Genomic DNA, 25646 nt, shown 5'->3' with positions numbered 1-25646 from the left:
ATCAGATCATATCCTCGTCTTTGAAAGATTTTGTCCGACGGAACTGGATGACCGCAAGCGTCATGATGAAGAATGACAGAATGAGCGTGATCGCAGCCGCAAGTCCGTATTGCGGGTTGGCACCGAGGGACAATTTGTAAATCCAAGAAATCAAGATGTCGGTACCGCCGGCCGTTTGTCCAGGTACAGCAGGGCCACCGCCATTAAAGAGATAAATGATATTGAAGTTGTTGAAGTTGAACGTGAACTGTGTGATCAAAATCGGTGCTGTCGCGAACAAGAGCATCGGCAATGTGATCAAACGGAACTTATCAAAAATCGTCGCTCCGTCAATCGTCGCAGCTTCATACAAATCACCAGGAATTGATTGAAGCACACCTGTCATGAGCGTCATGATGAACGGGAACCCGAGCCACCATTGAATGAGAACGAGTGCCGAACGGGTAGCCGTCGGATCGGTCATCCAGTTGATTGGATCAAGACCGAGTGCCGGCAGAATCGTCGTATTGAACACCCCAAACGATTCGTTGAACATCGAACGGAAAATCAAGATTGTGATAAATGCCGGGACTGCCCAAGAGAGAATCAAGATTGAGCGGAATAAGCGACGGAAGCGAAGACCTTCTTGGTTCAAGAGCACCGCAAGGAAAATACCGATTGCGATAACACCAGTTGTAGAAGCAACCGTCCAGACAAGTGTCCAACCGAGAACCCCGACGAACGTGTCTCGGAAAATATCGATTTCAAAAATGCGCGTAAAGTTCTCAAACCCTACCCACTCTACGAGTTTCGCTGGTGGTGCATTGTTGTAGCGATAGTTCGTAAAGGCGATCAAGAACGTAAAGATTAATGGAAGAATAACTGTAAACACTAACAAAATGAGTGATGGGATCAACATTAAGTATGGGAATCCATGGTCACGCAAGTTGCGAAGTTGCATTTGGAACGATGGAAGGTTTAGATGCTGATCACGAGCGCGACCGACACGATAGGCGTCACGAATGTTCCAAATATAGAACGCGATTCCGAAGAAAAGTAAAATTAACGCGACAATCCCCTCGACCATCAAAAAGATGGAGTGGTCGTTACGAGGTCCTGGCACTTCACCAAGCGTGATCAATCCCCAAAGTCCTCCACGGTCACCTGGTCCGGCGCCCGCCCCTTTGAAAAATAGATCATAGTTTACGGCAAAATAAGATACGACGACGATAAAGAACGCTACCGCTTTCGCGTATTGTTTGTTATAAAATTGTCCGAATCCCGGAATAATGGAAAGTAATCCCGCGTTCCGAGCATGGTTTGTAGGCTTATCCGGGCGTTGGTCCGGTGATTTAGGGTTCGCAATTGCAGCCATCCTCAGTTTCTCCTTTCGATTTGAGCAAATCAATCAAGCAAACGTTTGCTCAATGCTAGAAAATGATGGGGAACGCCTAGCGGCGTACCCCGTCATTTCAATTCCTTATTGGTTATTCGCTTGGATTTGTTGTTCGATGACTTTGACTGCATCGTCTGCAGATTTTTGTGCATCTTGTTTACCAGTCGCTACGAGCTGAAGTGCTTGTGCCATTGGCTCCCAAACTTGTCCCATTTCAGGAATGTTTGGCATTGGGATAGCGTTTGTCGCTTGATCGAATACCGCTTTCGCAACTTCGTTCGATGTGATTGTCTCGTTCGACTCGAGTGCTGCTACTGGTGGAATCTCGTTGTACGATTCAAACATTGCCAATGCGTTTTCTTCATTCGTCAACTCTTGAAGGAACATTTCAGCCCACTCTTGGTTTTCTGTGTAAGCTGAAAGGGCATATGTTTTCACACCCATGAACGTCTTGATCGGCTCACCGTTTGGAAGTGTCGGCATTGGAGCCGCTCCGAGGTTCACGCCTGCATCTGTGTAACCAGCTACAGCCCAAGGTCCGTTCATGACTGAATGAGCTTTCTTCTCAGTGAAGAGTTGGTCCATCGCTTGGCCACCAGACTCACCGATCAACCCTTTAGGGAAGAGACCTTCTTCGTACCATTTACCGATGTATTCGAATCCTTCAACTGCACCTTCGTTGTTCAAACCGATATCCGTTGGGTCGAGTGCGCCACCGTCTTCTTTGAACACGTATCCGCCGAATCCTGCAACAACACCGTGAGCGAAGTAGAAGTTATCCCAAAGTGCGAGGAATCCATACTCGCCGTCAGCTTTTACATCGTTAGACAACTTGTAAAGGTCGTCCATTGATGTTGGCGCTTCAGACATCAAGTCTTTGTTGTACATGAGAACTGGTGTCTCAACAGATTTCGGGTAACCGTAAGCTTGACCGTCGAACATGACAGCTGATTTCGAAGCGTCAGTGAACGCATCGAGTGAACCTTCGTCAGCAATCGGAGTCAAGTGACCTTGGTCTGCGATTGTACCGATTTGGTCGTGTGGGACGAGAATGATGTCCGGACCTTTACCAGCTGGACCATCAAGCGCGAGCTTGTCTTTTTGATCCGTCATCTGTACTTCGACGACTTCAACTTTTACGCCATGCTCTTCTTCGAATGCTTTCGCAACTTCTTTTGTTGTTTCAGACTTTTCGATGTCTTCCCAAATGACGATCTTCTCAGGCTTGTTCTCGCTTGAAGAACCACCTTCGTTAGAAGATTCGTTGTCTGTTCCGCCACCACATGCAGCTAGTGCACCGAATGCGAATACTGCTGTTGAAAGTCCTGCTACCATTTTTTTCATCTTCATGATGAAAAACCTCCCCAAGGAAATAGTATGGTCAGATTTGCGCAATCGCACGACCACGTCAATTTTAAAACTCCGCTACGAAATTGACATGGTAGTGAAAACGTTTGCATCCTCACCTCAATTTTTATTATACAGTTGTGAAAGCGTTTTACAAGTCTTTTTTTACACTTTTTTTACGACTGTTGACCCATTTATGTAATTTTTAAAAAAATGTTCTCATTTATACAATTTTTATAAGCTTCAGCAATTGACAAAATGTAAACGCTTTATTAACCTTTGCTTGAGCAAACGTTTTCACAACCCCTGTTCTCTTTGATGCACGGTGTTGTAAAATGATGTCATCCCCTATTAAAGAAAGGACTGTTTTCCTTATGATGAAAGAAGCGATTTATCATCGTGCCATGTCCCCATTCGTCTACAAATATGACCGTGAGACAATCCATGTTCGTTTCCATACGAAGCGTAGTGATATTGAATCGGTTGATTTGATTTGGAATGACCCTTACGATTGGCACGCTGAAGACCCGGCGATGTGGAACTTTGATCCGAGTAAGCCGAGCTATTGGCGTACATACGAAACTCCAATGGAGAAGATTGGTTTCGATGATACTTATGATTATTGGTTCATCGCGATTAAACCACCATTCCGACGTCTTCGCTACGGCTTCCGTTTGAATGATGGGCAAGAGACGGCCGTCTACACTGAAAAAGGATGGTTCGAGGAAAAACCACTTGATGACACGGGCTATTACTTCTGTGTTCCATTCATTAATCCAATCGACATTTTCCATGCACCATCATGGGTGAAGGACACGGTTTGGTACCAAATCTTCCCGGATCGCTTCGCCAATGGAGATGCTTCACTCAATCCAGAAGAAACTCTCCCATGGAACTCGACAGAGCCGACAACGACGAATTTCTTCGGTGGCGATTTCCAAGGTGTCATCGACCATATTGATCATTTAGTCGAACTCGGCATCACAGGAATCTATTTCTGTCCAATATTTAAAGCGACGACAAACCATAAATACGACACACTCGACTATATGGAGATTGATCCACAGTTCGGAACGAAAGAGAAGTTTAAAGAAATGGTCGACCTGTTGCATGAGAACGGCATTAAGGTCATGCTCGACGCCGTCTTCAATCACGTCGGGTATCATCATCCGTGGTTTAAAGATGTTGTGGAGAACGGTTCGGATTCTGAGTACCGTGATTGGTTCTACCTTCGTGAGTTCCCGATTGCGACGGAACCGAAGCCAAACTATGATACGTTCGCATTCGAGAAGAACATGCCGAAGATCAACACCGAACATCCAGAATTAAAAGCTTACTTATTAGATGTCGCCCGTTACTGGGTCGAAGAGTTCGGCATCGATGGCTGGCGTCTCGACGTCGCCAACGAAGTTGACCATGCGTTCTGGCGTGACTTCCGCAAAGCAGTCAAACAAGCTAATCCGGAAGCCTATATTCTCGGAGAGATTTGGCACGACGCACAACCTTGGCTCCAAGGTGACCAGTTCGATGCCGTCATGAACTATCCGTTCACGAATGCGAGTCTCAATTATTTTGCGCTCGACCGGACGACCGCTTCCGAGTTCCGAAACGAATTGACGCGCGTCGAGATGATGAATACGATGAACGTCAACGAAGTCACGTTCAACTTGATTGACTCGCACGACACACCACGCGCCTTGACACGAGCTAATGGCCATAAAGGGAAATTCAGACTATTGATGACTTCGATGCTCACGTACACGGGGAGTCCATGTATCTACTACGGGGACGAAATCGGGCTTGAAGGTGAACAAGATCCGGGATGCCGCCGCTGCATGCCGTGGGATGAAGCCGAAGAAGACCGTAATCTCTTCCGTTACATTCAAAAGCTCATCCAGCTACGGAAAGACCATCCAGCACTCGCCAACGCGGGCTCGTATCGCTTCAACCTAGTCGATGATTCCAACAACGCCGTCATCATCGAACGATGCACGAAAGATGAGACATATTTGGTCTACTTCAACAACTCCGACTCTACTTCAAAACTGAATCCGCTCGGTTATAGTGGCGCCGCCTATGACCTCTTACAAGATCGTGATCTCGATTCACTCGAAATCGAACTCGCACCATTCAGCGCCGCTATTCTGAAATTGAAATAATTTCGAAAATCACCTGATTCATTCGGGTGATTTTTTTGTTGAAAATAATTCAGCAAACCCCTTTCTTTTTCATTTCATAAGGAGTAAGATGACCTTTGACATTTTTACAAAACAAATAGTTAACAGAAAGAATTATAGAGAAAAGGGAGAATACACTACATGCAGACGAAACAAACGGAACAGCTCACCTTGTTCAAACTGTCGTGGCCGATTTTTATCGAACTTGCCCTCCATATGGGGACCGGGATCATCGCCACATTGATGCTTGCTCACTACTCGGATGCCGCCGCTTCGGCCGTCGGGGTCGCTAACCAAATTCTAAACGTGTTCTTGATTGTCTTCAGTGTGACGTCTGTCGGGGCTACGATTTTGATCGGTCAAGCCATCGGGGCACAGCGCATGAAGAAAAGTCGCGACTTCGCCCGCTCCGCTGTCAGTTTGAACATGTGGCTCGGTGCGATTATGGTCGTCGTCATCTTCTTGTTCGGCGAAACGTTCTTACGCCTATTCGGGCTGTCAGACGAACTGTTCGCGCACGGCCTGCTGTTCCTTCAAATCGTCGGCTTGTCGTTATTTACCGAAGCGCTGATCATGGCGCTCAGTTCGATTCTACGGAGTCACGGCATGACGAAGCACGCCATGCTCGCGACGTTGTTGATTGACATTATTACTGCAGTCGGAGCCGTCTTCGCCGTCACTGGTTGGTTCGGGCTTCCTGTAACCGGTGTTGCCGGTGTTGCTTGGGCCATCGTAATCGCACGGTTCGCCGCAATGATTCTCTTGTTTTGGCTCGTCAAGCGTAAACTTATGATTCGCTTCCCGTTAAAAGAAGTCATTCGTCCGAAGAAAGACGATATCCAGTCGCTTCTGCAAATCGGGATTCCTTCTGCCGGAGAGAACTTGTCGTATCAAGCATCACAAATCGTCATCACCGGTTTCATCGCAACGATGGGTGAGGCTTCCCTTGCCGCTCGTGTATACGTGATGAACTTGTCGATGCTCGCCTTCTTGTTCACTGTCGCTGTCGCTCAAGGGACACAGCTTTTGATTGCACGAGACATTGGAGGGAAACGATTCAAAGAGGCGTATCATCGCGCCGTCAAGACGTTGAAGATTGCCATGTTCGCCTCGTTCATCGCCTCTCTCGGTTTGGCAGTATTCAGCGAATCGTTACTCGGTCTCTTCACATCAAACCCTGACATCATCGCAGTCGGGGTACCGATTTTATGGGCAACGCTCATCTTAGAGCCGGGTCGTGCGATGAATATCGTCTTGATGGGTTCATTGAAGTCTGTCGGGGACGTGCGTTTCCCAGTCATGATTGGAATTGCCTCGATGTGGGGTGTCGCTGTCGCATTCAGTTATTTGTTCGGTCTTCAAATGGGACTCGGCATCCTTGGGATTTGGCTCGCCTTCTCCCTCGATGAGTGGTTCCGTGGCTTCTTCGCATTCCGTCGTTGGAAATACGGGACGTGGCAACAAAAAGGATTCCAGTTCGAAGCAAAATCAACCACGTAAAAAGCGGCCCTCGCGGCCGCTTTTTTCATTTCATCAAGAAAGCCTGCATCGCCTGGCGGTGAACGTCCGTGTCCCCACACTTCCGCTGCCATTCGATTTCTTCATTCAATCCGTCCTCAAACGAAGTGGCTCGCATGAGCGCCTTCATCCCTTGAACGGCAATTGGTGATTTTGCAGCGAGCGTCTCTGCATAGGTCGTCAATCGCTCCGTATACATCGCATCTTCCACTAACTCTGTGACGAGCCCGAATGTATGCGCGACCTCCGCGTCAATCGTACTGCCATTCCACAACCAATCTAGCGCCAGATCGTGGCGCATGAGTCGACGTAAGTGGTACGGTCCACCAGCATCCGCCACTAACCCTATTTTAATGAACGCCGAGCTGAATTTCGTCGATTTGGCGACGATTCGAACGTCTGCCGCAAGTGCCAAACTGAGTCCCGCTCCAGCTACTACGCCGTGAATCCCTGCGATGAGCGGTTTACGGCATGAGAAAAGCGCACGTACGAGTGGATGATACACATCCTCTAAATATTCCCCATAATCCGCATCACTCTCAATCGTTAAATCTTGTCCGGATGAGAACGCCCGTCCCTCGCCGACAATGACGATGACGCGAACCGCATCGTCTTGATCAAATGTGTCGATTGCCGTTTTCATTTCACGAAGCAACGTCTCGTTCAAGGCGTTCAGCTTTTCAGGTCGGTTCAGTTTCAACCACCCTACCCCATTATGTGTCGTCAATTGAATCGTCTCCACTTTCATTCCCCCTTCAAAATGAATCACTGTTCATTTCTTCATCATTCCATTAAACTCCTTCCTTTACTGAAAAGTTTTTTGAAGTTCAATTGCCGGGAAGTTGGTCTATTTGCTATTCTAAAAGAAGTCAGTCACGAAAGGATGAGTCAGATGCAACTGACAAACGCCGCTCGGCAATTGAAACAGAAGAAGATCCCGTTCACTTATCATACGTACGAAGTTGATGAAATCGATGTCTCGGCCAAACATGTGGCGATGACGTTGAATAAACCACTTGATGAACTGTATAAAACGATTTGTCTCGTGAACGAGAAAAAGCAATACGCTTTCTTTCTCATCTCTGGAGAACGTGACATTGATTTAAAAGCAGCCGCAAAAGCTTGGGGGGCGAAGAAAGCAGCGCCAGTCCCGATGAAAGAACTCGAAGCGCTGACGGGATATATTCGAGGTGGTGTCTCGCCGATTGGGGCAAAAAAAACGTTTCCGATGTATCTGCACGAAGCAGCTAAAGACAGAGAGACAATCACCATTTCTGCCGGGAAACGCGGCTACCAAATCGAGTTAACGCCTGAAGATTTACTGCAATTTACAAACGGTCACTGGTTCAGCCAATGACCTTATTGGGGGAAAAATTATGTGGAAAGAACGCATCCGTTCGTGGATTCCAAACTCCTTTACGTTCGGAAACTTATTCTGTGGTGTAGTCGCAATCGTCTATGCCGCTCGTGGTGACTTCTCAAACGCCACGCTATTGATCATCATTGCGATGATGCTCGACAGTTTAGACGGACGACTTGCCCGTATGCTCGGGGTGGCCGGGGACTTCGGGAAAGAATTGGACTCTCTCGCCGACATTGTGACGTTCGGAGTTGCACCGGCGATGCTTGCTTATTACACCTTCTTTATTGACTATGGTAATTATGGTTTATTCTTTGCTGCACTCTTCCCGCTCTTTGGCGCCTATCGACTCGCTCGCTTCAACTTATCCGCTACAAACGTTTCGGCCAGTTACTTCTCAGGTGTCCCGATCACGGCTGCTGGCGGACTACTTGCTGTCATCACGACGTTCGGGGACCGGGTCAGCGAACTGTTGACACCTATTTTCTTTACGGGGCTTGCACTTTTAATGGTGAGTCGTGTCCGCATCCCGAGTTTTAAAGATGTGCCACTACCACGTCACTCATTCATTATCACGATCAGCCTTATCTATGTGACATACATGATGTTCGCAAGGTGGAAAGAATGGCCGACTTTCTGGTTTATCGCTGTTCCTTTCTATATCTTATTTATCGCCTTTTCGTTCGTAAAAAAACGGAAAAATTTAGCAAATTAAGAGTCTCATTCATTGAGGCTCTTTTTTCGTACATGTATTTGTTAGACCTAGACTAAGATGACCTTTAGAATGAAAGAAGAGGTGATGAAATGAAAGTGTATCCGTTTATTTGGAAATGGTTTATCGTTTGGTATTTCATAGGTTTAGTTTTAGTCGGATTCGATCTCCTTCCTTCGTGGTTGGAGTGGGCAAACCCTGTCTTTTTATGGCTCGCCGGTGCAATTGGAGGCACGATACTATACAAAGGGATCCGACAAGGCGTTTGGATTGTCCCATTTATTTTTTTCGGGTCAATCGCAGTCGAGACGCTCGGTGTAAAAACCGGATTCCCCTTCAGTGAATACGTGTATGCCGAGGCGTTCGGTCCGACTCTTTTCGGCGTTCCGGTCACCATCGGTGCTGCATGGCTTGCCGTCATCGGTTCAAGTTTTGCCGTGGCACGCCTGTTCACATTCCGCAACAAGACATTATGGCTCGTCCCGATTCTTGCGGTTTGGCTTGATATGGCAATCGACCCGGTTGCTGCAAACGTGAAAGGTTATTGGGAATGGGCAAACGACGGGTTATATTACGATATTCCAACGCAAAACTTTATTGGATGGTTCGGATTATCTCTCCTCTTTTCATGGTTGCTGCAGCGCCATGAACGAGCAATCGACTCGTTGTTTATCCAACACGGCGTGTATTTGTTCGTCATGCTCCATGCGCTCTTTGGTGTCACAGCCGTCAACGCCGGTCTTTACGGGATTGGAATCCTCAGCGTCTTCACGTCCGGGGTAATGCTACTTGAAAGGAGAAGCCGCAATGATCGAGTCACACAAAAAGAAATGTTTCAATAATCTGTTCTCGACGTTTGTGCGAGAGCGTCAGATTCGCCCGACGTTCCATAATATCTTCATCCGAACAGACGATGTTCCGACTCCAGGGTTATTTTTAAGTACACATAGCGCCTGGTGGGACGGTCTCATCATGTATATGATTAACGAACATTTTTTAAGGCACGACATTCATGTATTGATGGACGAGGATGGACTGCACCGCTTCCCGTTCTTTCGACATCTCGGTGCCTTCTCTGTAAAAAAAGGCAGTTTATCTGATGTGCGAGCATCCCTTGCTTATGCAAACGAATTGCTCACATCCGGAAAATCCGTGTGGATGTTTCCTCAAGGTCGAGAGATGCCACAGGAGCAGCGTCCCGTTGAAATCGAATCCGGAGCGACACTGCTACTGAACGACCGCCCCATTCAGTTATGTGCTATGTATTATTCGTTTGAAAAACATGCTGAACCGATTGTGTACGTCCGCTTTCGGAAGTACGCCGTGACCTCGACGTCGCGGCGGTCACAAAAACAAGAAATCGCGCAAGCACTTGAAGGGCTTTATGACGATGTGAGACAAGACGCCATCGTTCGGTCTGATGCCTATATCCCGCTCTTTCGACCACGTCGCAATCTTGCCGAATGGACAGAAGCGATGCTCCGACTTGGGAGGGGACGCTCATGATCTTATGGATCGCCGCCCTCTCGATGCTTCTCTTCACAATTGTCAATCTACTGTTTTTAAGACCACTCGCAAACCCAGGACGGACACCAGCGACAGCTGTCTGCATTCCGATGCGAAACGAGTCTCGACATGTCGACCGACTCATTTCCAATCTAAAGCAGTCGATACCGGAAGGGACACATGTCTACATATATGAAGATCGCTCCGAAGACGATACATTCGAAAAGTTGACTCTTGCCATTGCGGACGATTCTCGTTTCACGATGATTCATGGTGTTCCCTTACCTAGTGACTGGTCCGGGAAGGTACATGCCTGCCATCAACTAGGAACGCGCACGACCGAACCGTACCTTCTGTTTTTAGATGCGGATGTCACGATCGATCCAAGCTTTATCGCACGTATGCACGCTACGCTCGACCGCGAACAGGCTGTCTTTTTATCAGGATTCCCTCAATTTCCAACGTCGACATTTCTCGGGAAATTGTTGATTCCGATGCAACATGTTCTCATCGCCCAACATCTGCCTTTGTTTTGGCGTAAAGTGAAACATCCGGCATTTGCGGCAGCAAATGGGATGAACGTACTCGTCGAACGCATCAGTTATGAAGCAGTTGGCGGACATGCTTCGATTCGAACATCGTTGATTGATGATATCGATTTGTGCCGAACGTTCAAACGGCATAAAAAAGTCACATCACTCGTCCAAGTCTCCCCTTTCATCTCCTGCGACATGTATGAGACGAACGAAGAAGTCTGGACCGGGTTTTCAAAAAACGTATTCAAGGGAATGAATGAATCAGTAGGACTCGCCTTGTACTTTATGACGTATTATGGCATCCAGTTGACCGCCATGCTCGCATGGATATTTTCACCAAGTTGGCAAACGGTCAGTGCGGCACTCTTCGTGCTCCTTGCGCGCCTCGCTGTCGATGTGAAGTCAAATGGATCTGGTTCATGGTTACATCCACTCAGTTTAATCGCTTATTTAATCTTACTCGGAAACGCCGTCATCCGAAAATGGAGACGGTTGCCTATCACTTGGAAAGGTCGTCACTATTCTTAAACACACGTCTTAAGGGGGACATATGTATGAAACAGATTATTGTGGTTGGTGCCGGACTAGGCGGACTCAGCGCTGCCGTCACGCTTGCTGCCCGTGGCTATGATGTCACAGTTATTGAAAAAAATGAACATGTCGGTGGAAAACTCATGCCTGTCATCACTGACGGTCACCGGTTTGACTTCGGCCCGAATACGATTACGATGCCGGATGTATTTCGCTCGGTCATCCGAAACAGCGGAGCCAATCCGGATGACTATTTTGAGTTGATCAAACTCGAGCAACATACCGTCAATCATTTTTCAGATGGCTCATCGTTCACTTTTAGTACGGACCGGGCACAACTTGAAGCAGAAGTCCGTCGATTGACCGGTGATCAAATGAAGCAAAATCAAATACACGCTTACTTAGATGAGGCAGAGAAGCTGTTCCGGATCGCGAATGAACGTTTCTTTACGCGGATGGAGACAAAATTAGACCCTGGTCTCTGGGCGGACATGGTCAAAGTACACCCGCTCCAAAGCTTGCATGCCCTCCATAAGAAATACTTTAAAGACCCACGAATCATCCAGTCCCTTGATCGCTATGCAACATATATCGGAAGTAGTCCATACGTGACACCCGGCACCTTCGCTCTCATCTCACATTTAGAGTTGAATGAAGGCGTCTACTTCGCAAAAGGTGGCAACTGGAATATCGCAAAAGGTTTCGCTAAGCGGGCGAGTGAACTCGGGGTAACATTCCGTCTCGGACATGAAGTGACGAAGATTGAGGTGTTGAATGGAAAAGCACATGAGGTCGTCGTCGATGATGAGGAAGTCATCTCTTGTGACGCCGTTCTTCTTAACGGGGAGTTGCTCACTCAATATCCACGACTCGTCGCCGCGAAAGACCGCCCTTCCTTCCCGGTCCCGACACGAGACACGGTAGAACCATCAATTTCTGCGTTCGTCTTGATGATCGGGTTATCGAAGCGATTGAATCTTGCCCATCATAACGTCTATTTCGCTGACGACTACGAACGAGAATTTCGGGCACTCTTTCAAGAAGCACGATATGCAGATGAGCCGACCATCTATATATCAAATTCGTCCGCGACCGATCCATCCATGGGCGAGGCGGGCGACAATCTGTTCATCCTCGTCAACGCCCCCGCCCACCTGACCGAAATCGATGCCGTTACGTATGAACATCTGATTCGTCGTCGTTTGCGTGAATTCGGTGTGGATTGGAACGATGAGGAGGTCCTCTATCATAAAAGAGTGACGCCCCAAGACTTGACCCGTGATTTTTATGCGTACTATGGCGCACTTTATGGTACATCAGCCAACTCGAAAAAAGGAGCCTTTTTCCGACCAGCTGCTCGGTCGACAGACGTGTCGAACATCTGGTTCGCAGGTGGTTCGACCCATCCAGGAGGCGGTAGCCCGATGGTCACGCTTTCAGGACAATTCGCTGCGCGCTCGATGTTAGAGGACATACCTCTGACAATATGAACATTTTGTGAACGTGAGTTTCGACACTTGTCGACAAGTGAGAGACGTGATAATATCATATTCGAGTTCAAACAGTTTTGTAACGTTTGTTACACCTGTAGCGATCGAATGGCTTCCCCGAGCCAAATCGCGTTTTGAACTTGTCACACCCGAGAAAGTGATGAGCGAGTTTCCCCACTCGTATCCCGTAGTTGAAACAGCTTGCGTATGATGTTCCCCCTTAGTCCATCAAGCATCCTGTTTCAGCGAAGATGTCCCAATGATTCATTCCCCATGAATCCCGGCACATCTTTAGGGCTTCATCACAAATCGATTCATTCATTTCCCCGATGAATGAATCACATAACGCTTACGCCACTTTTGGTCCCCCGCCAAAAGTGGTTTTTTTTGCGCAAAAAAAAACTGTACACGCATGAAGCGCCTACAGCTATCTTGACATCTTATAGTTTTGCTAATAATTTCCCTTTTTGTAAAGTTGATACGTACGCCCGTTTTGTGAAGACATCGTATTGATTTGCCCGCGCTGCATCTAAAATCCCCTCATAGAGAAGAGCTGCCGCCTGCACCGGTTTTCGGCTCGCAAGTGGATACAGATGATGGGTTGCTCGGGCTCGCTCATACAAGGACTCTGCTCGAGTCGCCACCGCCTCCCATAATTCGATAAAGGAAGGTGTCACTTCATGTTGGCGCAATTTCTCTTCACTCACACCGTATTGTCGCATCATCGTACGTGGTAAATAGATTCGATCCCGATTCAAGTCTTCTCCGACATCTCGTAAAATATTCGTTAATTGCATCGCGATACCAAGGTCGATAGCGCCTTGTCTTAACTGAAGTTTTGTCTCAGCGTCTTGATTCGGGACAAGAATCGGGAGAAGCATCAGACCGACTGTACTGGCCGCATAATAACTATATTGTTCGGTCTCTTCGAGTGTCTCATACCGCGACTTATGTAAATCCCATTTCATGCCTTCTGCCAACTCGAAGAAAGGGTCGACGTCCATCTCATAGCGCTTCCATACATCTCGAAGGGCGACCCATAACGCTTCATCTTGATCGTAATCGGCTAAAAAACGGTCGAAATCATGCAAAAATGCTGCCAAACTCTCTTCTGGACGGTCTGATTCATCGACTGCATCGTCGAGTGTCCGACAGAATGTGTAAACAGCCATGACCGCCTGCCGATCTGGTTTTGAGAGCAAAGAGAAGGCCCGATAAAAAGTCAACGAGCCCTTCTTCATGATTTCCTCACATTGACGATACGCTTCTTGTGTCGTCACGATGTATTGCCCCCATTTCTTCTTCCATTTTTTTCACGAGTAATTGTGACCCAATCATGACAATCGGTACACCGCCACACGGATGGACGGATGCCCCCACCGCATAGAGACGCTCGATTTTCGAAAATGGTCTCGCCTGTGGTTTGAAGGCGGCTGACTGAGATAACTTTGGTGCAATCCCAAAGCTTCCTCCTTCAAACAAACCGAATCGCTCGGCATCCATTGGCGTACGAACTTTCATCTCGATGACTCGTTCACGAAAATCAGGCAACAGTACTTCGATTCGTCCTACTAGATGATCGATTGTTCCTTGGGCTTCAATATCTTCACGTTCTAATTTACGTGGAACCGGGACGAGGACATACAACACACTCGTTCCATCCGGAGCCAGTGTTTCATCCATGCGAGATGGATTGAACGTATACATTGCCGGATACTCACTTAGTTTACCATCCTCAAAGATGGTTCGCATCGATCCCTCGAAATCATTCGGTAAATCAAATTGATGAATTGGCAAATCAAGTTCACCTTTGACAGTGAAGTAGAGGAGTAACGTACCACTTGATGGTTCATACGCTTTTGGTGTCACCCCGTCAACGAGCCGCTCCATGAGCGGGAAGTCACCGTTCACGATGACTGCATCATAAGGGACATATTCGTCATTGACCGTGACGCCGTTCGCCACCCCGTCCGTGACGTGCACACGATTGACAGTAGCGTTCATGACGAAGCGGACACCTCGCCGTTTTAATTCATTCTCCATTGTCGTTGCGAGCGAGAAATATCCTCCTTTTATGTACCAGATCCCTTCTTCCTGTTCACGATAAGGGATGAGTCCATATAAAGAAGGAGTCGCATAAGGGTTCCCACCGATATAAAGGGTTTGTAAGCTATAGGCGACACGTAAGCGTTCATCTTCAAAGAAACGTTTCATGTTCGCATGGGCCGACTCATATGCTTTTAACCGCATGAGGAGGAGTAACAGTTTAGGTTCGAACAACTCTGTTTTTGATGCGTAGCTACGATTTAAAAACGTATTGAACCCAATTTGATACTCTTCTTTCTTTTGAGACATATAACGACGGAACGCATCTCCCTCACCGAAAGTTCGTTCGATTTCATCAGCCTGACGCTCGATATCTCGATACTTGTAAAATGACGTACCATCTTGATAGCGCAAACGGTAGAGTGGGTCGACTTCAAGCAATTCCACTTCATCCTCAGATAAACCCGCTTCGATTAATTGTTGCTTTAATTTACTCGGTAACAAGACGATCGTCGGACCTTCGTCGACTTTCGCCCCATTTTCAAATTCAACGTAATTCAGTCGTCCACCGACACGCGCTTCTTTTTCGTAAATCGTGATATGAAGCGATGGATTTCGTTTCGTCAACAACAGAGCGGCGTAGAGTGACCCAACCCCGGCCCCCACAAAACTGATGTTCATCGGCCGACACCTGCCCGCTCACGTAATAGATTCGTCGTGATTCGTGCCGATTCAAAGATTGTCGGAAGTCCGCTTCCAGGGTGAGTTCCACCCCCGACAAGCCACACGTTGTCGAGCTCTTCGAATTGGTTATGCGGGCGAAAATACATCATTTGCGATAAATTATGTCCTAGATTGAATGTTGCTCCTTCGTACACTCCAAACGTTTCCCAATCCTCTGGGGTCAGCGTTTCCATCACCTCGATGTGCTGACGAATATGACGATAAGGCGAACGCGTTTCAAGAGCGTCAAGTACACGTTCTGTCATCGTCGTTTGCAATTCTTTCCATGGTAGACCGGATAAGTTGTTCGGTACCGGTACGAGGACGTAGAGCGAGGATTTACCTGTAGGCGCAAGTGTCGGGTCGATACGTGAGGCATTCTGTACATAAAACGAAAAATCCTCACTCAACTTCAACTCTTTTGTCATCTCTTTGACGTTCATTTCATAATCGTCCGCAAAATGAATCGAATGGTGTGCTACGTCCTCATATACGTGATCGAGTCCAAGATAAAGCATAAATGTCGAGCACGAGTAACGTTTCTTCTTCAATTGAGTCGGACTCCACTTCGACAACTTGCCTTCCGGAACCAAAGAAGTCATCGCATGTGCAAAATCAGCACCGATCACGACTTCGTCGAACGCATAATGGACGCTTCCTGACACGAGACCTGTCACTTTCTTGTCGTCGATGAGAAGACGTTCCACCGGTTCGCCTAAACGAATGACTCCACCCTCTTCTTCAATCACGTTTGCCATCGCGTGACAAAGCTGATTCACTCCTCCGATCGGATGATGAACTCCATACGCATGCTCCATGTAAGATAAGATTGAAAAGCCACCTGGGCATTCCCAAGCAGACATACCTAAATATTTCGCTTGAAACGTGAATGCATATTTCAATTCTTCGCTCGTAAAGTATTCAGACAGGACATCATAAAGTGATTTACCAATGGAGAGAAAAGGAAGCGCCTTGAGCACTCGTAACGATACGTAGTCGGTCAATTTGTCGTGAGCGGTTTGCAAGACAGGCATCAACTTAGATAATTTAATCGCCTGTTCGCTCATGAAACGTTCGTATCCTTCCCCATTTCCAGGAAACTGCTCTTCAATCGCTTGATGCATTTGATCGCGGTCTGTTGTCATTGAGAGATGACGCGTCCCGCGGTCGAAGTACAAATCATACATCGGCTCAAGTCGTTTCATCTCGACATAGTCGTGTAAATCACGTCCAGTTTCTTCGAATATCTCTTCTAAAATATACGGCATATTTAAAAAAGTAGGTCCACGGTCAAACGTAAACTCGCCTACTTGGAGGCGCGATGTTCTTCCACCTACAAACGATTGCTTCTCAAATACAGTGACATCGACCCCACGATGCGCTAATAGCATCGCAGCGGCCAAACCACCAGGTCCTGCTCCAATAACGGCAACTCTTTGTTTCGACACACTCAACAACTCCCTATGTGAATAGTCTCTTATGCTTCTCTATCATTATAGAAATGACTGGAGACAAGTTCAATTTTGAATCGGTTGATTGAGTAAATTTGCGCTTCCTCGCTCGGCGATAACGATATACCAAGATCCTTCTGGGATGAATGGGATAAACCGAATCTGTTCAAATCCTACTTCTTGCATCTGTTGACGCAATTTTGGGATTGTCGGAAGAGGATACAAATTGTCATGAAGCGTCATGAACGCATTGAACGCGGATGCGAAACGACCACCAAGAGCCGTCTCAGCAAGTGGCGTCACGAGGACAGCGACACCATTTTGATCCAATCGCTCTCTTAGTCGATCTAACAACTGAATCCGCTCCTCCGGTGAAAAGTAATAGAGCATATTGTTCATCATGACCGCATCGAACTGCTCTTCAGTTTTCCAATTCATGAAGTCAGCAACTTCGAAGTGAATATCATCACTCTCATCGCGCGATTTTGCCTCTTCAATAACATCCTCCTCTAAATCAATCCCCGTCAGTTCCCAACTCGGTTCGAGAGATTGTAATTTACGTAAATAGCCCCCGTGACCACAACCGATATCGAGCATCGATTGGACATTCGCTTGTCGTAATAACTGTTGCACAATCGGGAAAGCGACTGTTTCGACAAGCGTCGACGTCTTCGCGACAACTTGACCATGCTCGGCTCCATCGAACGTTTTCTGTTTACCTGACTCTAAAAAATCAGGATAGGCAATCAAGGCTGGGATATGGAGTTCCATCATCTCCTGTAACATAAACCCGATGCTACGTTCATCGGTACCGGATAATTGATATTTTAATCCCCGGGTCGGATAATAACGCCATCCCTTTTTCTTCAAATGGCGTACGGCGACCCCTACCTCTAACCAACGTTCTAACGCAAGTTGGGTCAATGGGCGTTTGAGTCGCAGGTTCATTTCAGCCATACTCGCCCCACCTTGCAGGGCATCGAATAATTCGAACTTATAGCCGATGTAACCGTGCCAGAGTGGTAAAAATGATTCCGTTTGCTTCATCCATTTTCGAGCATGTAAAACACGTGTCCATTCCATTAATTGTTGATCCATCGTTTCACCTCATCGTCATGATTACTGATTTTTTTATTTTCCCCTAATAATTTGTCTACAAACAAAAAATTCCCACTTCGGTATGCGAAGTGGGAAAGTCTTATTGAATGAAACTGTTAAAGAATGATTGTCCGTATGGCAACGCGTAACCGATAAAAATCGTTGCGAGTGCAAACACGATAAATCCGCCGAACAAAACGTTCGATGGTTTTTTCTTTTTGACTTTGATGAGCGTCATTTCACCGAAAATCAACGACAGTAATCCAACCGTGATTTTCACATGATAGAACGTACCGCCTCCGTTTAATTGAAGGTAAAGATAAAGTCCTGTTCCGAACGCGATGAGTAACATGAGTCGAAACGCCATATGTGCGATCTTTCCACTCTTGTTGCCGTTCTTATAGCCGATGTAGGCCACGGCAAACAAAATAAGTAACAAAATCCAGCTCGTGACGTGCGTGTGCAAGAATGCAATTAGTGGCATTCAAGTGCCCCCCTTTATGATGTTTGTTCAGTCTTCATTGTACACGAATCATCTCATGAATGGTCAAGCGAACGCTTTAATCAAAAAAATGAGTCACCCCTCCGAAAGGATGACTCATTTCATTATACTGGTGTCGTCTCCGCCTGTTGGACGGCAAACTCATAACTTGGAATTTCGACGATGAACGTCGAGCCTTTATGTTGAATCGATTCCACATGGATTTGACCGTTATGGCCTCGAACGATTTCCTGGCAAATTGGTAACCCAAGTCCAGTACCGCCGATTTCCCGACTGTCGGAATTATCGACACGATAAAACTTATCAAATAATCGGTCGATCGCGTCGCTCGGAATTCCGATTCCTTCATCCATCACTTTGATAGACACGATTTGTTCATGATGCTCAAGCTCCACTGTGATCTTTCCTCCACGCGGAGAATACTTCACGGCGTTCGACAACAGGTTACTCATCAATTGTTTAAATTTTTGACAATCGACAAACAATTCATATGACTGCAAATCATCGGCAATCAACTCAAATTTATGTTTCAGAGAAGATGCTTCATAAAATGTCAGCATGTCTCGAACGACCGGCTCAATATCGAGTTGCTCCCGGTCATACATTTGACTACCGGATTCCATACGTTGCACATCGAGGAAGTCGTTGACAAGATGCGTCAGGCGTTCCGTCTCGGCATGGATGGTTTCCAAGTATTTTGCTTGCTTTTCATTTGGCAGTTGCTTCTTCACCATCAATTCAGTGAATCCATAGATGGATGAGAGCGGTGTCCGTAATTCATGAGAAATGGTTGAGATAAACTCACTCTTCAATCGCTCGGCCTCTGTCTCGCTCGTAATATCCCGGAATACGAGAAGGGTCCCTTTCGAAAGCCCTCCGACGATGATTCTTTCCGCATACATTTGCAAGTTCATTTCGCCTTTGCGAATCGAGAAGCTTACACTGTCATGCGGGAAGTCTTCAGTAAACAATCGGTTTGTATATTTCATAAAGTCTTCTGCCTGGTCGACGGTCTCGACAAGACGATGGCGCCATTCTTCCCATGATTCTTCCTCAAGGTCGAGCGAACTGACCTCACTTAATTCAGGGAACATCTCATAAAGTGGTCGGTTGACGAATACATCATCGGTCGCATGTTCGATATAGACGACCGCTTCCCGAATCGAGTCAAGGATACGTTCCGTCTTCCCTTTTTCGCGCTTCATCTCTTCAAATAGACGCATCCGTAAGAGCGAAAGCGAGAGTTGACGGGCGAATGACATGATGTCGCCCATCTGTGTTTGGGTGAACCGATCTTTATAGCGGACAAGATAAATGAACGCGATAATCGAATCGTCAGTAGGGTCATTGACGGGTACCGCAGTCTCAAACATGTAATACGGATATGGCAGTGGGTGATCACTTGCAACTTGTTTCGACGAATGAACCGTCGTCTTCAAGCTCATCGCACGTGTCAGCACCGAGTTCTCGCTGTCGAGCAACTGGCGAGTCAACATCTCATTCAAACCATGGCTCGTCACTTTAAAGTTTTCAGCTTCATCAACGAAGACGAGCGCACCAACCTCTGAATCGGTGATTGTCACAAGTTTTTCGATAATCTCAGGATAAGCAGTGAGCGAGTCACGTGACGCAAGCGTCTCCGTCAACTCATTTCGATATGCAAGATGTTGTTCATTTTGTTGTGTCTGTTCTAAAATTTCTTCTAACTCCTGTTGTTGTGCCTGCAGTTCTTCTTGTTGCGCAATCAACTCTTCCTGTTGCGCTTGTAACTCGTGGTTCTTTTCAATCAAATGACGTTCATTGTCACGAAGTGTCTCGGCCATCTTATGGAACGAACGAGACATCGTACCAATCTCATCTTCACGTTTCATTTGATCGCTTAAGTCAACAATTTCACCCTTCAACAAGCGGTTTGAGGCGTTTGAGAGTCGTGAAATTAAACGTGTTTGACGACGGAGGAACGGTTGGACAAACAATAAAATCAATGCGGCAAATGAGGCGATGCTCATCATCCACAAGAATTGAAGAATGTTATTGTTTTGATGCCATTCTGCGTAGACGGTCTCTTTTTCAGATGCCATCAGGTCTCGATAGTTCTCAAGAGACGATTCGACTTCATCGATTGGTCCTAAGATGTCGATGCCTCGGTCAGGATTAAATTGAACGAGTCCTTGCTCAATCAAACGCTGTGCCGTCGGGAGTTCGGCAATGGTTTTTGCATCAATAAACGTTTCAGTGATTTCACCATCTTGTTGTGCTTGTGCGTATTCGTAAGTCACTGGGATGACGACGTCATAATAAAAGTTATGGAACTGTTGAAGGTCCTCTGCGAACAGTTGACCCTGACGACTCTGCACTTGTGTCTTGAACCAATTGATTTCTTGTTGGAACTTCGCCTCGTTCGCACTCGCGCGTTCGAGCGTTTCAGTATCACCAAATAAGAGATAGCCACGCGTATCATACTGATCGGCTTGCCACTCGTCCCAAAGTACCGTCAGACGGTCGACGCGCTCGTCGACCTGACGCAGTTTGGCCTCATTCGCCTCTAGTCGGTTCTCGATATAGACATATGTCAACACCGAACCTACCAACGCGATAACGAGGAACGAATAGAGGACGACCATGATGTCACGTCCGAGTTTTTGTTTAAACCACCTTTTCAATTCACGATGCCTCCTATGATTTTGACAAGTTCAAGTGGGCTGAACGGTTTTGAAATGAAGTAGTCGACGCCAATCTCATTCGCGCAATCACGGTCAGATTGTTGGCTTTTCGCTGTCAACATCATCACTTTCGTATGCTGTCGCCCCGGTAACTTTCTTACTTTTTCAATAACTTCAAGCCCAGTCATACCGGGCATCATATGGTCCACAATGACCAAATCGTATTCATTTTTTTCAATCAATCGATAGGCTTCTAGTCCATCCTGCGCCTCGTCGATTTCATACCCTTCATCTTCTAATGTATCCATTACGAGCATTCGTAGTACTTCTTCGTCTTCTGCAAGCAAGATTTTAACCATAATCGTTCCTCCATTTTTTATCCCATTTATCTATTTTAACGGATTTGTAATTGTTACACAAAATAAAAAGACGTACGAAACATATCTTCGTACGTCTTTTACCGAATCACCTGACCGTAAAACCTATATTCTGTTTATACGACCTCTTTTTCAGCAAACTGACTGTTGTAAAGATTTTCATAAAATCCGCCTGCTTCTAGTAATGACTCATGCGTTCCTTGTTCAATGACACGACCTTGGTCCATGACCAAAATTAAATCAGCGTCTTTAATCGTCGACAACCGATGTGCGATGACAAAACTCGTTCGGCCGTCCATCAACCGTTTCATCGCCTGTTGAATCAAAATCTCGGTGCGCGTGTCTACACTTGATGTTGCTTCGTCCAAAATCATAATAGGTGGGTTCGAAAGTACCGCTCGCGCGATGGTCAGTAATTGTTTTTGTCCTTGTGAGATGTTATTCGCTTCCTCATTTAAGACTGTGTCATATCCATCCGGCAACGTCCGAATGAATGAATCGGCATGTGCCGTCTTCGCTGCATTCACAACTTCCATCTCTGTCGCACCCGTTTTACCGTAAGCGATATTGTCACGGATTGTCCCGTTGAAGAGCCACGTGTCTTGCAATACCATGCCAAACGTATGTCGCAAATCGTGCCGCGACATTTGTCGTGAATCTTTCCCATCGATTAATATTTCGCCTCCATTCAATTCATAGAAGCGCATGAGTAGATTGATGAGCGTCGTTTTTCCGGCGCCCGTCGGCCCGACGATGGCCACTGTTTGTCCCGTCAACACATCGAGGTTCATATCTTGAATGAGCAGGTCCTCCCCATATCCGAAGTCGACATGACGGAACGTAACATTTCCTTCCGCGCGTTCTAAGCGGTAAGTCGTCACATCCTTCACTTCTTCCTCTTCATCCAATAGTTCAAATACGCGTTCCGCAGCAGCGACCGTCGACTGGACGATATTTGCGATGTTCGCCGTTTGAGTGATCGGTTGAGTGAACTGTCTCGTATATGTGATAAACGCCTGGATATCCCCAATCGAGATAGTGCGTTGTGTCACGAGAATCCCGCCAACGACACTAATCAACACATAGCTGATGTTCCCGATGAACATCGTCATCGGCATGATGATTCCGGAGATGAATTGCGCTTTTCGTCCGGCATCATAGAGTTCCTCATTCACTTCTTCGAATTCACGAACAGCCGTCTCTTCTCGACCGAACGCCTTGACGACGGCGTGTCCAGTGTACATTTCCTCTACATGACCGTTCAATCGTCCAAGATTTCGCTGTTGATCCGAAAAATATTGTTGCGATCGTTTTAAAATAGGTCGAATCGCAAAGATAGTGAGCGGTAAGGACACAAGGGAGACGACCGTCAAAAGCGGACTGATCGACAACATCATAATTAAAATCCCAATGATGGTGACAATCGATGTAATAAATGACGTCACACTTTGTTGAAGCGTGCTCCCAATCAAGTCAATATCGTTCGTGACACGACTAAGTGTCTCCCCATTCGAGCGTCCATCATAATATTTGAGTGGCAGTCTTTCTAGCTTTTTATTGACGTCCTCCCTAAGATCATACACTGTTTTTTGGGCCACACCAGACATCAAATATTGTTGAACGTAGTTGAACAGACTGCTGATGACATAGAGACCAGCGAGTAAGGACAAAATTTGTCCGATTCGTGTAAAGTCAATCTCTGCATCAGGTACTCCCGTGAATTTTGCATAGGCACCCTCAAACAGTTCCGTGATGGCGATCCCCATAATTTTCGGACCGGCGATCATGAAAATCGTACTCAATATCGCAGCGATGAATACAGCTATCAGTGTATTTCGACGTGGTTTCAAATAAGCAAGAAGGCGATGGAACGTGACTTTGAACGCCTTCGGCTTTTCACCCATCATCATCATGTTCCCACCGCCGGGACCTCCAGGACCGCCGTGTCCGCCATGAGTTTGTCGTGTATTTCCTTGTTTCTCACTCATGCGATCTCCTCCTCAGACAATTGCGACTTCACGATTTCTTGATATACCGCATTATTCGCAAACAATTCTTCATGTGTCCCAATCCCGGCTACTTTACCTTCTTCTAGCACAATAATCCGATCAGCATCTATGATTGTGCTAACGCGTTGCGCGACAATCAATACTGTCGCGGTTCTTGTTTCATCTTTCAATGCTTTTCGCAATGCGGCGTCCGTTTTGTAGTCAAGTGCCGAAAAGCTGTCATCGAATACGTATAAATCCGGTTTTCGAACGAGCGCACGCGCAATCGAGAGGCGTTGTTTTTGTCCACCCGACACGTTCGACCCACCTTGCTCAATCATCGACTCATAACGGTCTGGCATCTTCTCGATAAAGTCACTCGCCTGTGAAATCGAGGCCGCATGTATGACTTCTTCAGCTGTCGCATCGGCTTTTCCGTATCGAATGTTCTCTGCAATCGTTCCAGTGAACAGAAGCGCTTTTTGTGGGACGAACCCGATTTTCGAGCGAAGGTCTTCTTGGGAAACGGATTGAACATCCACACCGTTCACAAGGATATGACCTGACGTCACGTCATAAAACCGTGGAATCAAGTTGACGAGCGTCGACTTCCCAGACCCTGTCCCACCAATCACCGCCGTGACTTCTCCCGGATTTGCTGAAAAACTCACATCGGATAGCGCTGGTTCTTCAGCGCCCGGATAAAAGAACGTGACATGGTCAAAGACGAGCGTGCCTTGTTCAACGTCCGCAGTCATCGTTCCGTCATCAACTAGTGACGGTTTCATCTCGAGCACTTCGTTGATCCGGTTCGCAGACACCGATGCACGCGGAATCATAATAAACATGACAGACGCCATGACGAGTGCAAACATGATTTGCATCACGTATTGAATGAACGCCATTAAATCTCCGATTTGCATGGCCCCATTGTCAATCCGGATGCCACCGAACCATATGACACCGACGACCGTCAAGTTCATCACAAGCATCATAATAGGCATAAGGAACGCCATGATCTGGTTTACTTTGATTGAGACATCTGTCAATTGTTCATTCGCTTCTGTCATGCGGACTTGCTCTTCTTTTTCACGATTGAATGCCCGAATGACACGAATACCCGTTAGATTTTCTCGGAGGATGAGATTTAAGCGATCCAATCGCTTCTGCACTTTCTTAAATAGCGGCATGGCCTTCCAAAAAATCAAGAAAATTGAGATGACGAGCACTGGCATAGCTGCCACAATCACGAGCGACAATTTCGCATCTTTTGAAGTAGCCATAATCAATCCACCGACAAACATGATTGGCGCACTTACAACCATCCGAAGCATCATGATGATCACTTGTTGTACTTGTGTGATATCGTTCGTCGTCCGAGTGATCAATGAGGCCGTTCCGACGCGATCGAACTCTTCAAGAGAGAATCGCTCAACATGATTAAAGACGCGTCTCCGTAAGTCACGACCAAATCCCATCGCTGCTTTCGATGAATAAAAACTGGCCACGACGGCTGCGATGGCTCCAAGGCCCGTCACACCTAGCATGATACCTCCCATTTGCCAAATATATCCTGTATCGCCCGTCACGACCCCATTATCAATGATGTCTGCCATTAACGTTGGTAAAAATAAATCTGCCAACGATTGTGCGAATACAAACAACAAGACCATCAGAACGGCCCACTTATAACTAATGAGACGTTTCAACAACTTAATCATGACGGCATCCTCCTTCACAGTCTGTGAACCCTTCATTTAACCCATCTGCAATCTGTTGATGGGCTTCAATCATATGATGATACGTACCTTCATTTAGACGAGATAAGATTTGATTCAATTGTTGCTCGGTCCCTTCTTCTTGTTGCTCAATATCCTCAATCAAACGTTTGCCCGATGTATCAATCGTCAACACGACCTCCCGACGATTGTCGGGATTGATGTCCCGACGAATCAGTCCTTTCTCCACGAGACCATCGAGCGATTGACTCAACGTGCTCTTTGGCATCTTTGTCCGTTGAACTAGCTCCTTTTGCGAAATCGCTCCCTGTTCATTTAACATCATCAGTCCATGAAGTTGAGGTAGGGTGAGGTCATTTTGTTGTGCCGTTTGATGCATCAAACGAATTAAAACACGCTGTACACGCCAAAAGGATTGCATCATTTCCCGTGCCCGCGTTGTATTCGTCTCGGTCATACTCGTTCACTCCTTTATCGTTCCGTTCCGAATTGTTCTATTCGGAACAA

General features: G+C 46.7%; 21 protein-coding genes. 8 read left to right on the top strand and 13 right to left on the bottom strand.

Going from position 1 to position 25646, the window contains the following annotated elements; translation table 11 throughout:
• Position 1: 1 nt before the first annotated feature.
• Together KNO98_RS08845 and KNO98_RS08840 are read right to left on the bottom strand one after the other, a co-directional pair.
• Positions 2 to 1354 carry a carbohydrate ABC transporter permease gene (locus KNO98_RS08845; protein ID WP_026826628.1) on the bottom strand — a complete coding sequence of 451 codons (1353 nt, stop codon included), beginning with the start codon at positions 1352 to 1354 and terminating at the stop codon, positions 2 to 4.
• A gap of 105 nt (positions 1355 to 1459) precedes the next feature.
• Positions 1460 to 2725 carry an extracellular solute-binding protein gene (locus tag KNO98_RS08840; RefSeq protein ID WP_214700538.1) on the bottom strand — a complete coding sequence of 422 codons (1266 nt, stop codon included), beginning with the start codon at positions 2723 to 2725 and terminating at the stop codon, positions 1460 to 1462.
• Positions 2726 to 3096: 371 nt separating this feature from the next.
• Between KNO98_RS08840 and KNO98_RS08835 the strand changes: the two genes are divergently transcribed.
• Together KNO98_RS08835 and KNO98_RS08830 are read left to right on the top strand one after the other, a co-directional pair.
• A complete protein-coding gene (locus tag KNO98_RS08835; RefSeq protein ID WP_214700537.1) occupies positions 3097 to 4881 on the top strand; it encodes a glycoside hydrolase family 13 protein in 1785 nt (594 codons plus the stop codon).
• Between the two features lie 159 nt (positions 4882 to 5040).
• Positions 5041 to 6399, top strand: a complete 1359-nt coding sequence (locus KNO98_RS08830; protein ID WP_214700535.1) for an MATE family efflux transporter — start codon at positions 5041 to 5043, stop codon at positions 6397 to 6399.
• A 25-nt stretch (positions 6400 to 6424) separates the two neighbouring features.
• On the opposite strand, the gene KNO98_RS08825 is transcribed toward KNO98_RS08830, so the two are convergent.
• Positions 6425 to 7165, bottom strand: a complete 741-nt coding sequence (locus KNO98_RS08825) for an enoyl-CoA hydratase/isomerase family protein (protein ID WP_251129561.1) — start codon at positions 7163 to 7165, stop codon at positions 6425 to 6427.
• 144 nt (positions 7166 to 7309) lie between these two features.
• On the opposite strand from KNO98_RS08825, the gene ybaK reads away from it, so the two are divergent.
• The 6 genes from ybaK (at position 7310) to KNO98_RS08795 (ending at position 12552) form a co-directional block, all read left to right on the top strand.
• Entirely contained in the window at positions 7310 to 7774 is a 465-nt protein-coding gene (gene ybaK, locus KNO98_RS08820) for a Cys-tRNA(Pro) deacylase (protein ID WP_214700531.1), read from the top strand.
• 19 nt (positions 7775 to 7793) lie between these two features.
• On the top strand, positions 7794 to 8492 hold the full coding sequence (gene pssA / locus KNO98_RS08815; protein ID WP_214700530.1) for a CDP-diacylglycerol--serine O-phosphatidyltransferase: 699 nt from the start codon (positions 7794 to 7796) through the stop codon (positions 8490 to 8492).
• An 89-nt stretch (positions 8493 to 8581) separates the two neighbouring features.
• Entirely contained in the window at positions 8582 to 9331 is a 750-nt protein-coding gene (locus KNO98_RS08810; protein ID WP_214700528.1) for a carotenoid biosynthesis protein, read from the top strand.
• The gene (locus KNO98_RS08805; protein WP_214700527.1) at positions 9297 to 9995 is read left to right on the top strand and encodes a lysophospholipid acyltransferase family protein; all 699 of its coding nucleotides are present in this window, start codon (positions 9297 to 9299) and stop codon (positions 9993 to 9995) included. Before KNO98_RS08810 ends, KNO98_RS08805 begins: the two co-directional genes overlap by 35 nt.
• Positions 9992 to 11059 (top strand): glycosyltransferase family 2 protein, encoded by a 1068-nt coding sequence (locus KNO98_RS08800; protein WP_214700526.1) that lies wholly within the window; start codon positions 9992 to 9994, stop codon positions 11057 to 11059. Before KNO98_RS08805 ends, KNO98_RS08800 begins: the two co-directional genes overlap by 4 nt.
• 26 nt (positions 11060 to 11085) lie before the next feature.
• A complete protein-coding gene (locus KNO98_RS08795; RefSeq protein ID WP_026826638.1) occupies positions 11086 to 12552 on the top strand; it encodes a phytoene desaturase family protein in 1467 nt (488 codons plus the stop codon).
• A gap of 440 nt (positions 12553 to 12992) precedes the next feature.
• On the opposite strand, the gene KNO98_RS08790 is transcribed toward KNO98_RS08795, so the two are convergent.
• The 10 genes from KNO98_RS08790 to KNO98_RS08745 all read right to left on the bottom strand — a co-directional run bounded on the left by KNO98_RS08790 (position 12993) and on the right by KNO98_RS08745 (position 25596).
• The gene (locus KNO98_RS08790) at positions 12993 to 13832 is read right to left on the bottom strand and encodes a phytoene/squalene synthase family protein (protein ID WP_214700525.1); all 840 of its coding nucleotides are present in this window, start codon (positions 13830 to 13832) and stop codon (positions 12993 to 12995) included.
• Positions 13801 to 15279, bottom strand: coding sequence for a phytoene desaturase family protein (locus tag KNO98_RS08785; protein ID WP_214700524.1), 1479 nt, complete (start codon positions 15277 to 15279; stop codon positions 13801 to 13803). Before KNO98_RS08785 ends, KNO98_RS08790 begins: the two co-directional genes overlap by 32 nt.
• Entirely contained in the window at positions 15276 to 16769 is a 1494-nt protein-coding gene (locus KNO98_RS08780) for a phytoene desaturase family protein (protein ID WP_214700523.1), read from the bottom strand. Before KNO98_RS08780 ends, KNO98_RS08785 begins: the two co-directional genes overlap by 4 nt.
• A gap of 69 nt (positions 16770 to 16838) precedes the next feature.
• Positions 16839 to 17870 carry a class I SAM-dependent methyltransferase gene (locus tag KNO98_RS08775; RefSeq protein ID WP_026826642.1) on the bottom strand — a complete coding sequence of 344 codons (1032 nt, stop codon included), beginning with the start codon at positions 17868 to 17870 and terminating at the stop codon, positions 16839 to 16841.
• Positions 17871 to 17970: 100 nt separating this feature from the next.
• On the bottom strand, positions 17971 to 18354 hold the full coding sequence (locus KNO98_RS08770) for a YisL family protein (RefSeq protein WP_214700520.1): 384 nt from the start codon (positions 18352 to 18354) through the stop codon (positions 17971 to 17973).
• A gap of 122 nt (positions 18355 to 18476) precedes the next feature.
• The gene (locus tag KNO98_RS08765; RefSeq protein ID WP_214700518.1) at positions 18477 to 21035 is read right to left on the bottom strand and encodes a sensor histidine kinase; all 2559 of its coding nucleotides are present in this window, start codon (positions 21033 to 21035) and stop codon (positions 18477 to 18479) included.
• Positions 21032 to 21394, bottom strand: coding sequence for a response regulator (locus KNO98_RS08760; RefSeq protein ID WP_026826645.1), 363 nt, complete (start codon positions 21392 to 21394; stop codon positions 21032 to 21034). Before KNO98_RS08760 ends, KNO98_RS08765 begins: the two co-directional genes overlap by 4 nt.
• A gap of 134 nt (positions 21395 to 21528) precedes the next feature.
• Positions 21529 to 23400: an ABC transporter ATP-binding protein gene (locus tag KNO98_RS08755; RefSeq protein WP_285800411.1), complete on the bottom strand. Its 1872-nt coding sequence runs from the start codon at positions 23398 to 23400 to the stop codon at positions 21529 to 21531.
• Complete coding sequence (locus tag KNO98_RS08750) at positions 23397 to 25121, bottom strand: ABC transporter ATP-binding protein (protein WP_214700516.1); 1725 nt, start codon at positions 25119 to 25121, stop codon at positions 23397 to 23399. Before KNO98_RS08750 ends, KNO98_RS08755 begins: the two co-directional genes overlap by 4 nt.
• Positions 25114 to 25596, bottom strand: a complete 483-nt coding sequence (locus KNO98_RS08745; RefSeq protein WP_026826648.1) for a MarR family winged helix-turn-helix transcriptional regulator — start codon at positions 25594 to 25596, stop codon at positions 25114 to 25116. The genes KNO98_RS08750 and KNO98_RS08745 overlap by 8 nt, the downstream gene beginning before the upstream one ends.
• Positions 25597 to 25646: the final 50 nt, after the last annotated feature.

The organism is Exiguobacterium sp. s57 (assembly GCF_018617685.1).
Taxonomy (GTDB): Bacteria; Bacillota; Bacilli; order Exiguobacteriales; family Exiguobacteriaceae; genus Exiguobacterium; species Exiguobacterium marinum.
This window is presented reverse-complemented; position numbering and strand designations above follow the sequence as displayed.

Coding starts and splice junctions, on each gene's coding strand:
- KNO98_RS08845 (WP_026826628.1), bottom strand. CDS start 1,354: ATGGCTGCAATTGCGAACCCTAAATCACCGGACCAACGCCCGGATAAG.
- KNO98_RS08840 (WP_214700538.1), bottom strand. CDS start 2,725: ATGAAGATGAAAAAAATGGTAGCAGGACTTTCAACAGCAGTATTCGCA.
- KNO98_RS08835 (WP_214700537.1), top strand. CDS start 3,097: ATGATGAAAGAAGCGATTTATCATCGTGCCATGTCCCCATTCGTCTAC.
- KNO98_RS08830 (WP_214700535.1), top strand. CDS start 5,041: ATGCAGACGAAACAAACGGAACAGCTCACCTTGTTCAAACTGTCGTGG.
- KNO98_RS08825 (WP_251129561.1), bottom strand. CDS start 7,165: ATGAAAGTGGAGACGATTCAATTGACGACACATAATGGGGTAGGGTGG.
- ybaK (WP_214700531.1), top strand. CDS start 7,310: ATGCAACTGACAAACGCCGCTCGGCAATTGAAACAGAAGAAGATCCCG.
- pssA (WP_214700530.1), top strand. CDS start 7,794: ATGTGGAAAGAACGCATCCGTTCGTGGATTCCAAACTCCTTTACGTTC.
- KNO98_RS08810 (WP_214700528.1), top strand. CDS start 8,582: ATGAAAGTGTATCCGTTTATTTGGAAATGGTTTATCGTTTGGTATTTC.
- KNO98_RS08805 (WP_214700527.1), top strand. CDS start 9,297: ATGATCGAGTCACACAAAAAGAAATGTTTCAATAATCTGTTCTCGACG.
- KNO98_RS08800 (WP_214700526.1), top strand. CDS start 9,992: ATGATCTTATGGATCGCCGCCCTCTCGATGCTTCTCTTCACAATTGTC.
- KNO98_RS08795 (WP_026826638.1), top strand. CDS start 11,086: ATGAAACAGATTATTGTGGTTGGTGCCGGACTAGGCGGACTCAGCGCT.
- KNO98_RS08785 (WP_214700524.1), bottom strand. CDS start 15,279: ATGAACATCAGTTTTGTGGGGGCCGGGGTTGGGTCACTCTACGCCGCT.
- KNO98_RS08775 (WP_026826642.1), bottom strand. CDS start 17,870: ATGGATCAACAATTAATGGAATGGACACGTGTTTTACATGCTCGAAAA.
- KNO98_RS08770 (WP_214700520.1), bottom strand. CDS start 18,354: ATGCCACTAATTGCATTCTTGCACACGCACGTCACGAGCTGGATTTTG.
- KNO98_RS08760 (WP_026826645.1), bottom strand. CDS start 21,394: ATGGTTAAAATCTTGCTTGCAGAAGACGAAGAAGTACTACGAATGCTC.
- KNO98_RS08755 (WP_285800411.1), bottom strand. CDS start 23,400: ATGAGTGAGAAACAAGGAAATACACGACAAACTCATGGCGGACACGGC.
- KNO98_RS08750 (WP_214700516.1), bottom strand. CDS start 25,121: ATGATTAAGTTGTTGAAACGTCTCATTAGTTATAAGTGGGCCGTTCTG.
- KNO98_RS08745 (WP_026826648.1), bottom strand. CDS start 25,596: ATGACCGAGACGAATACAACGCGGGCACGGGAAATGATGCAATCCTTT.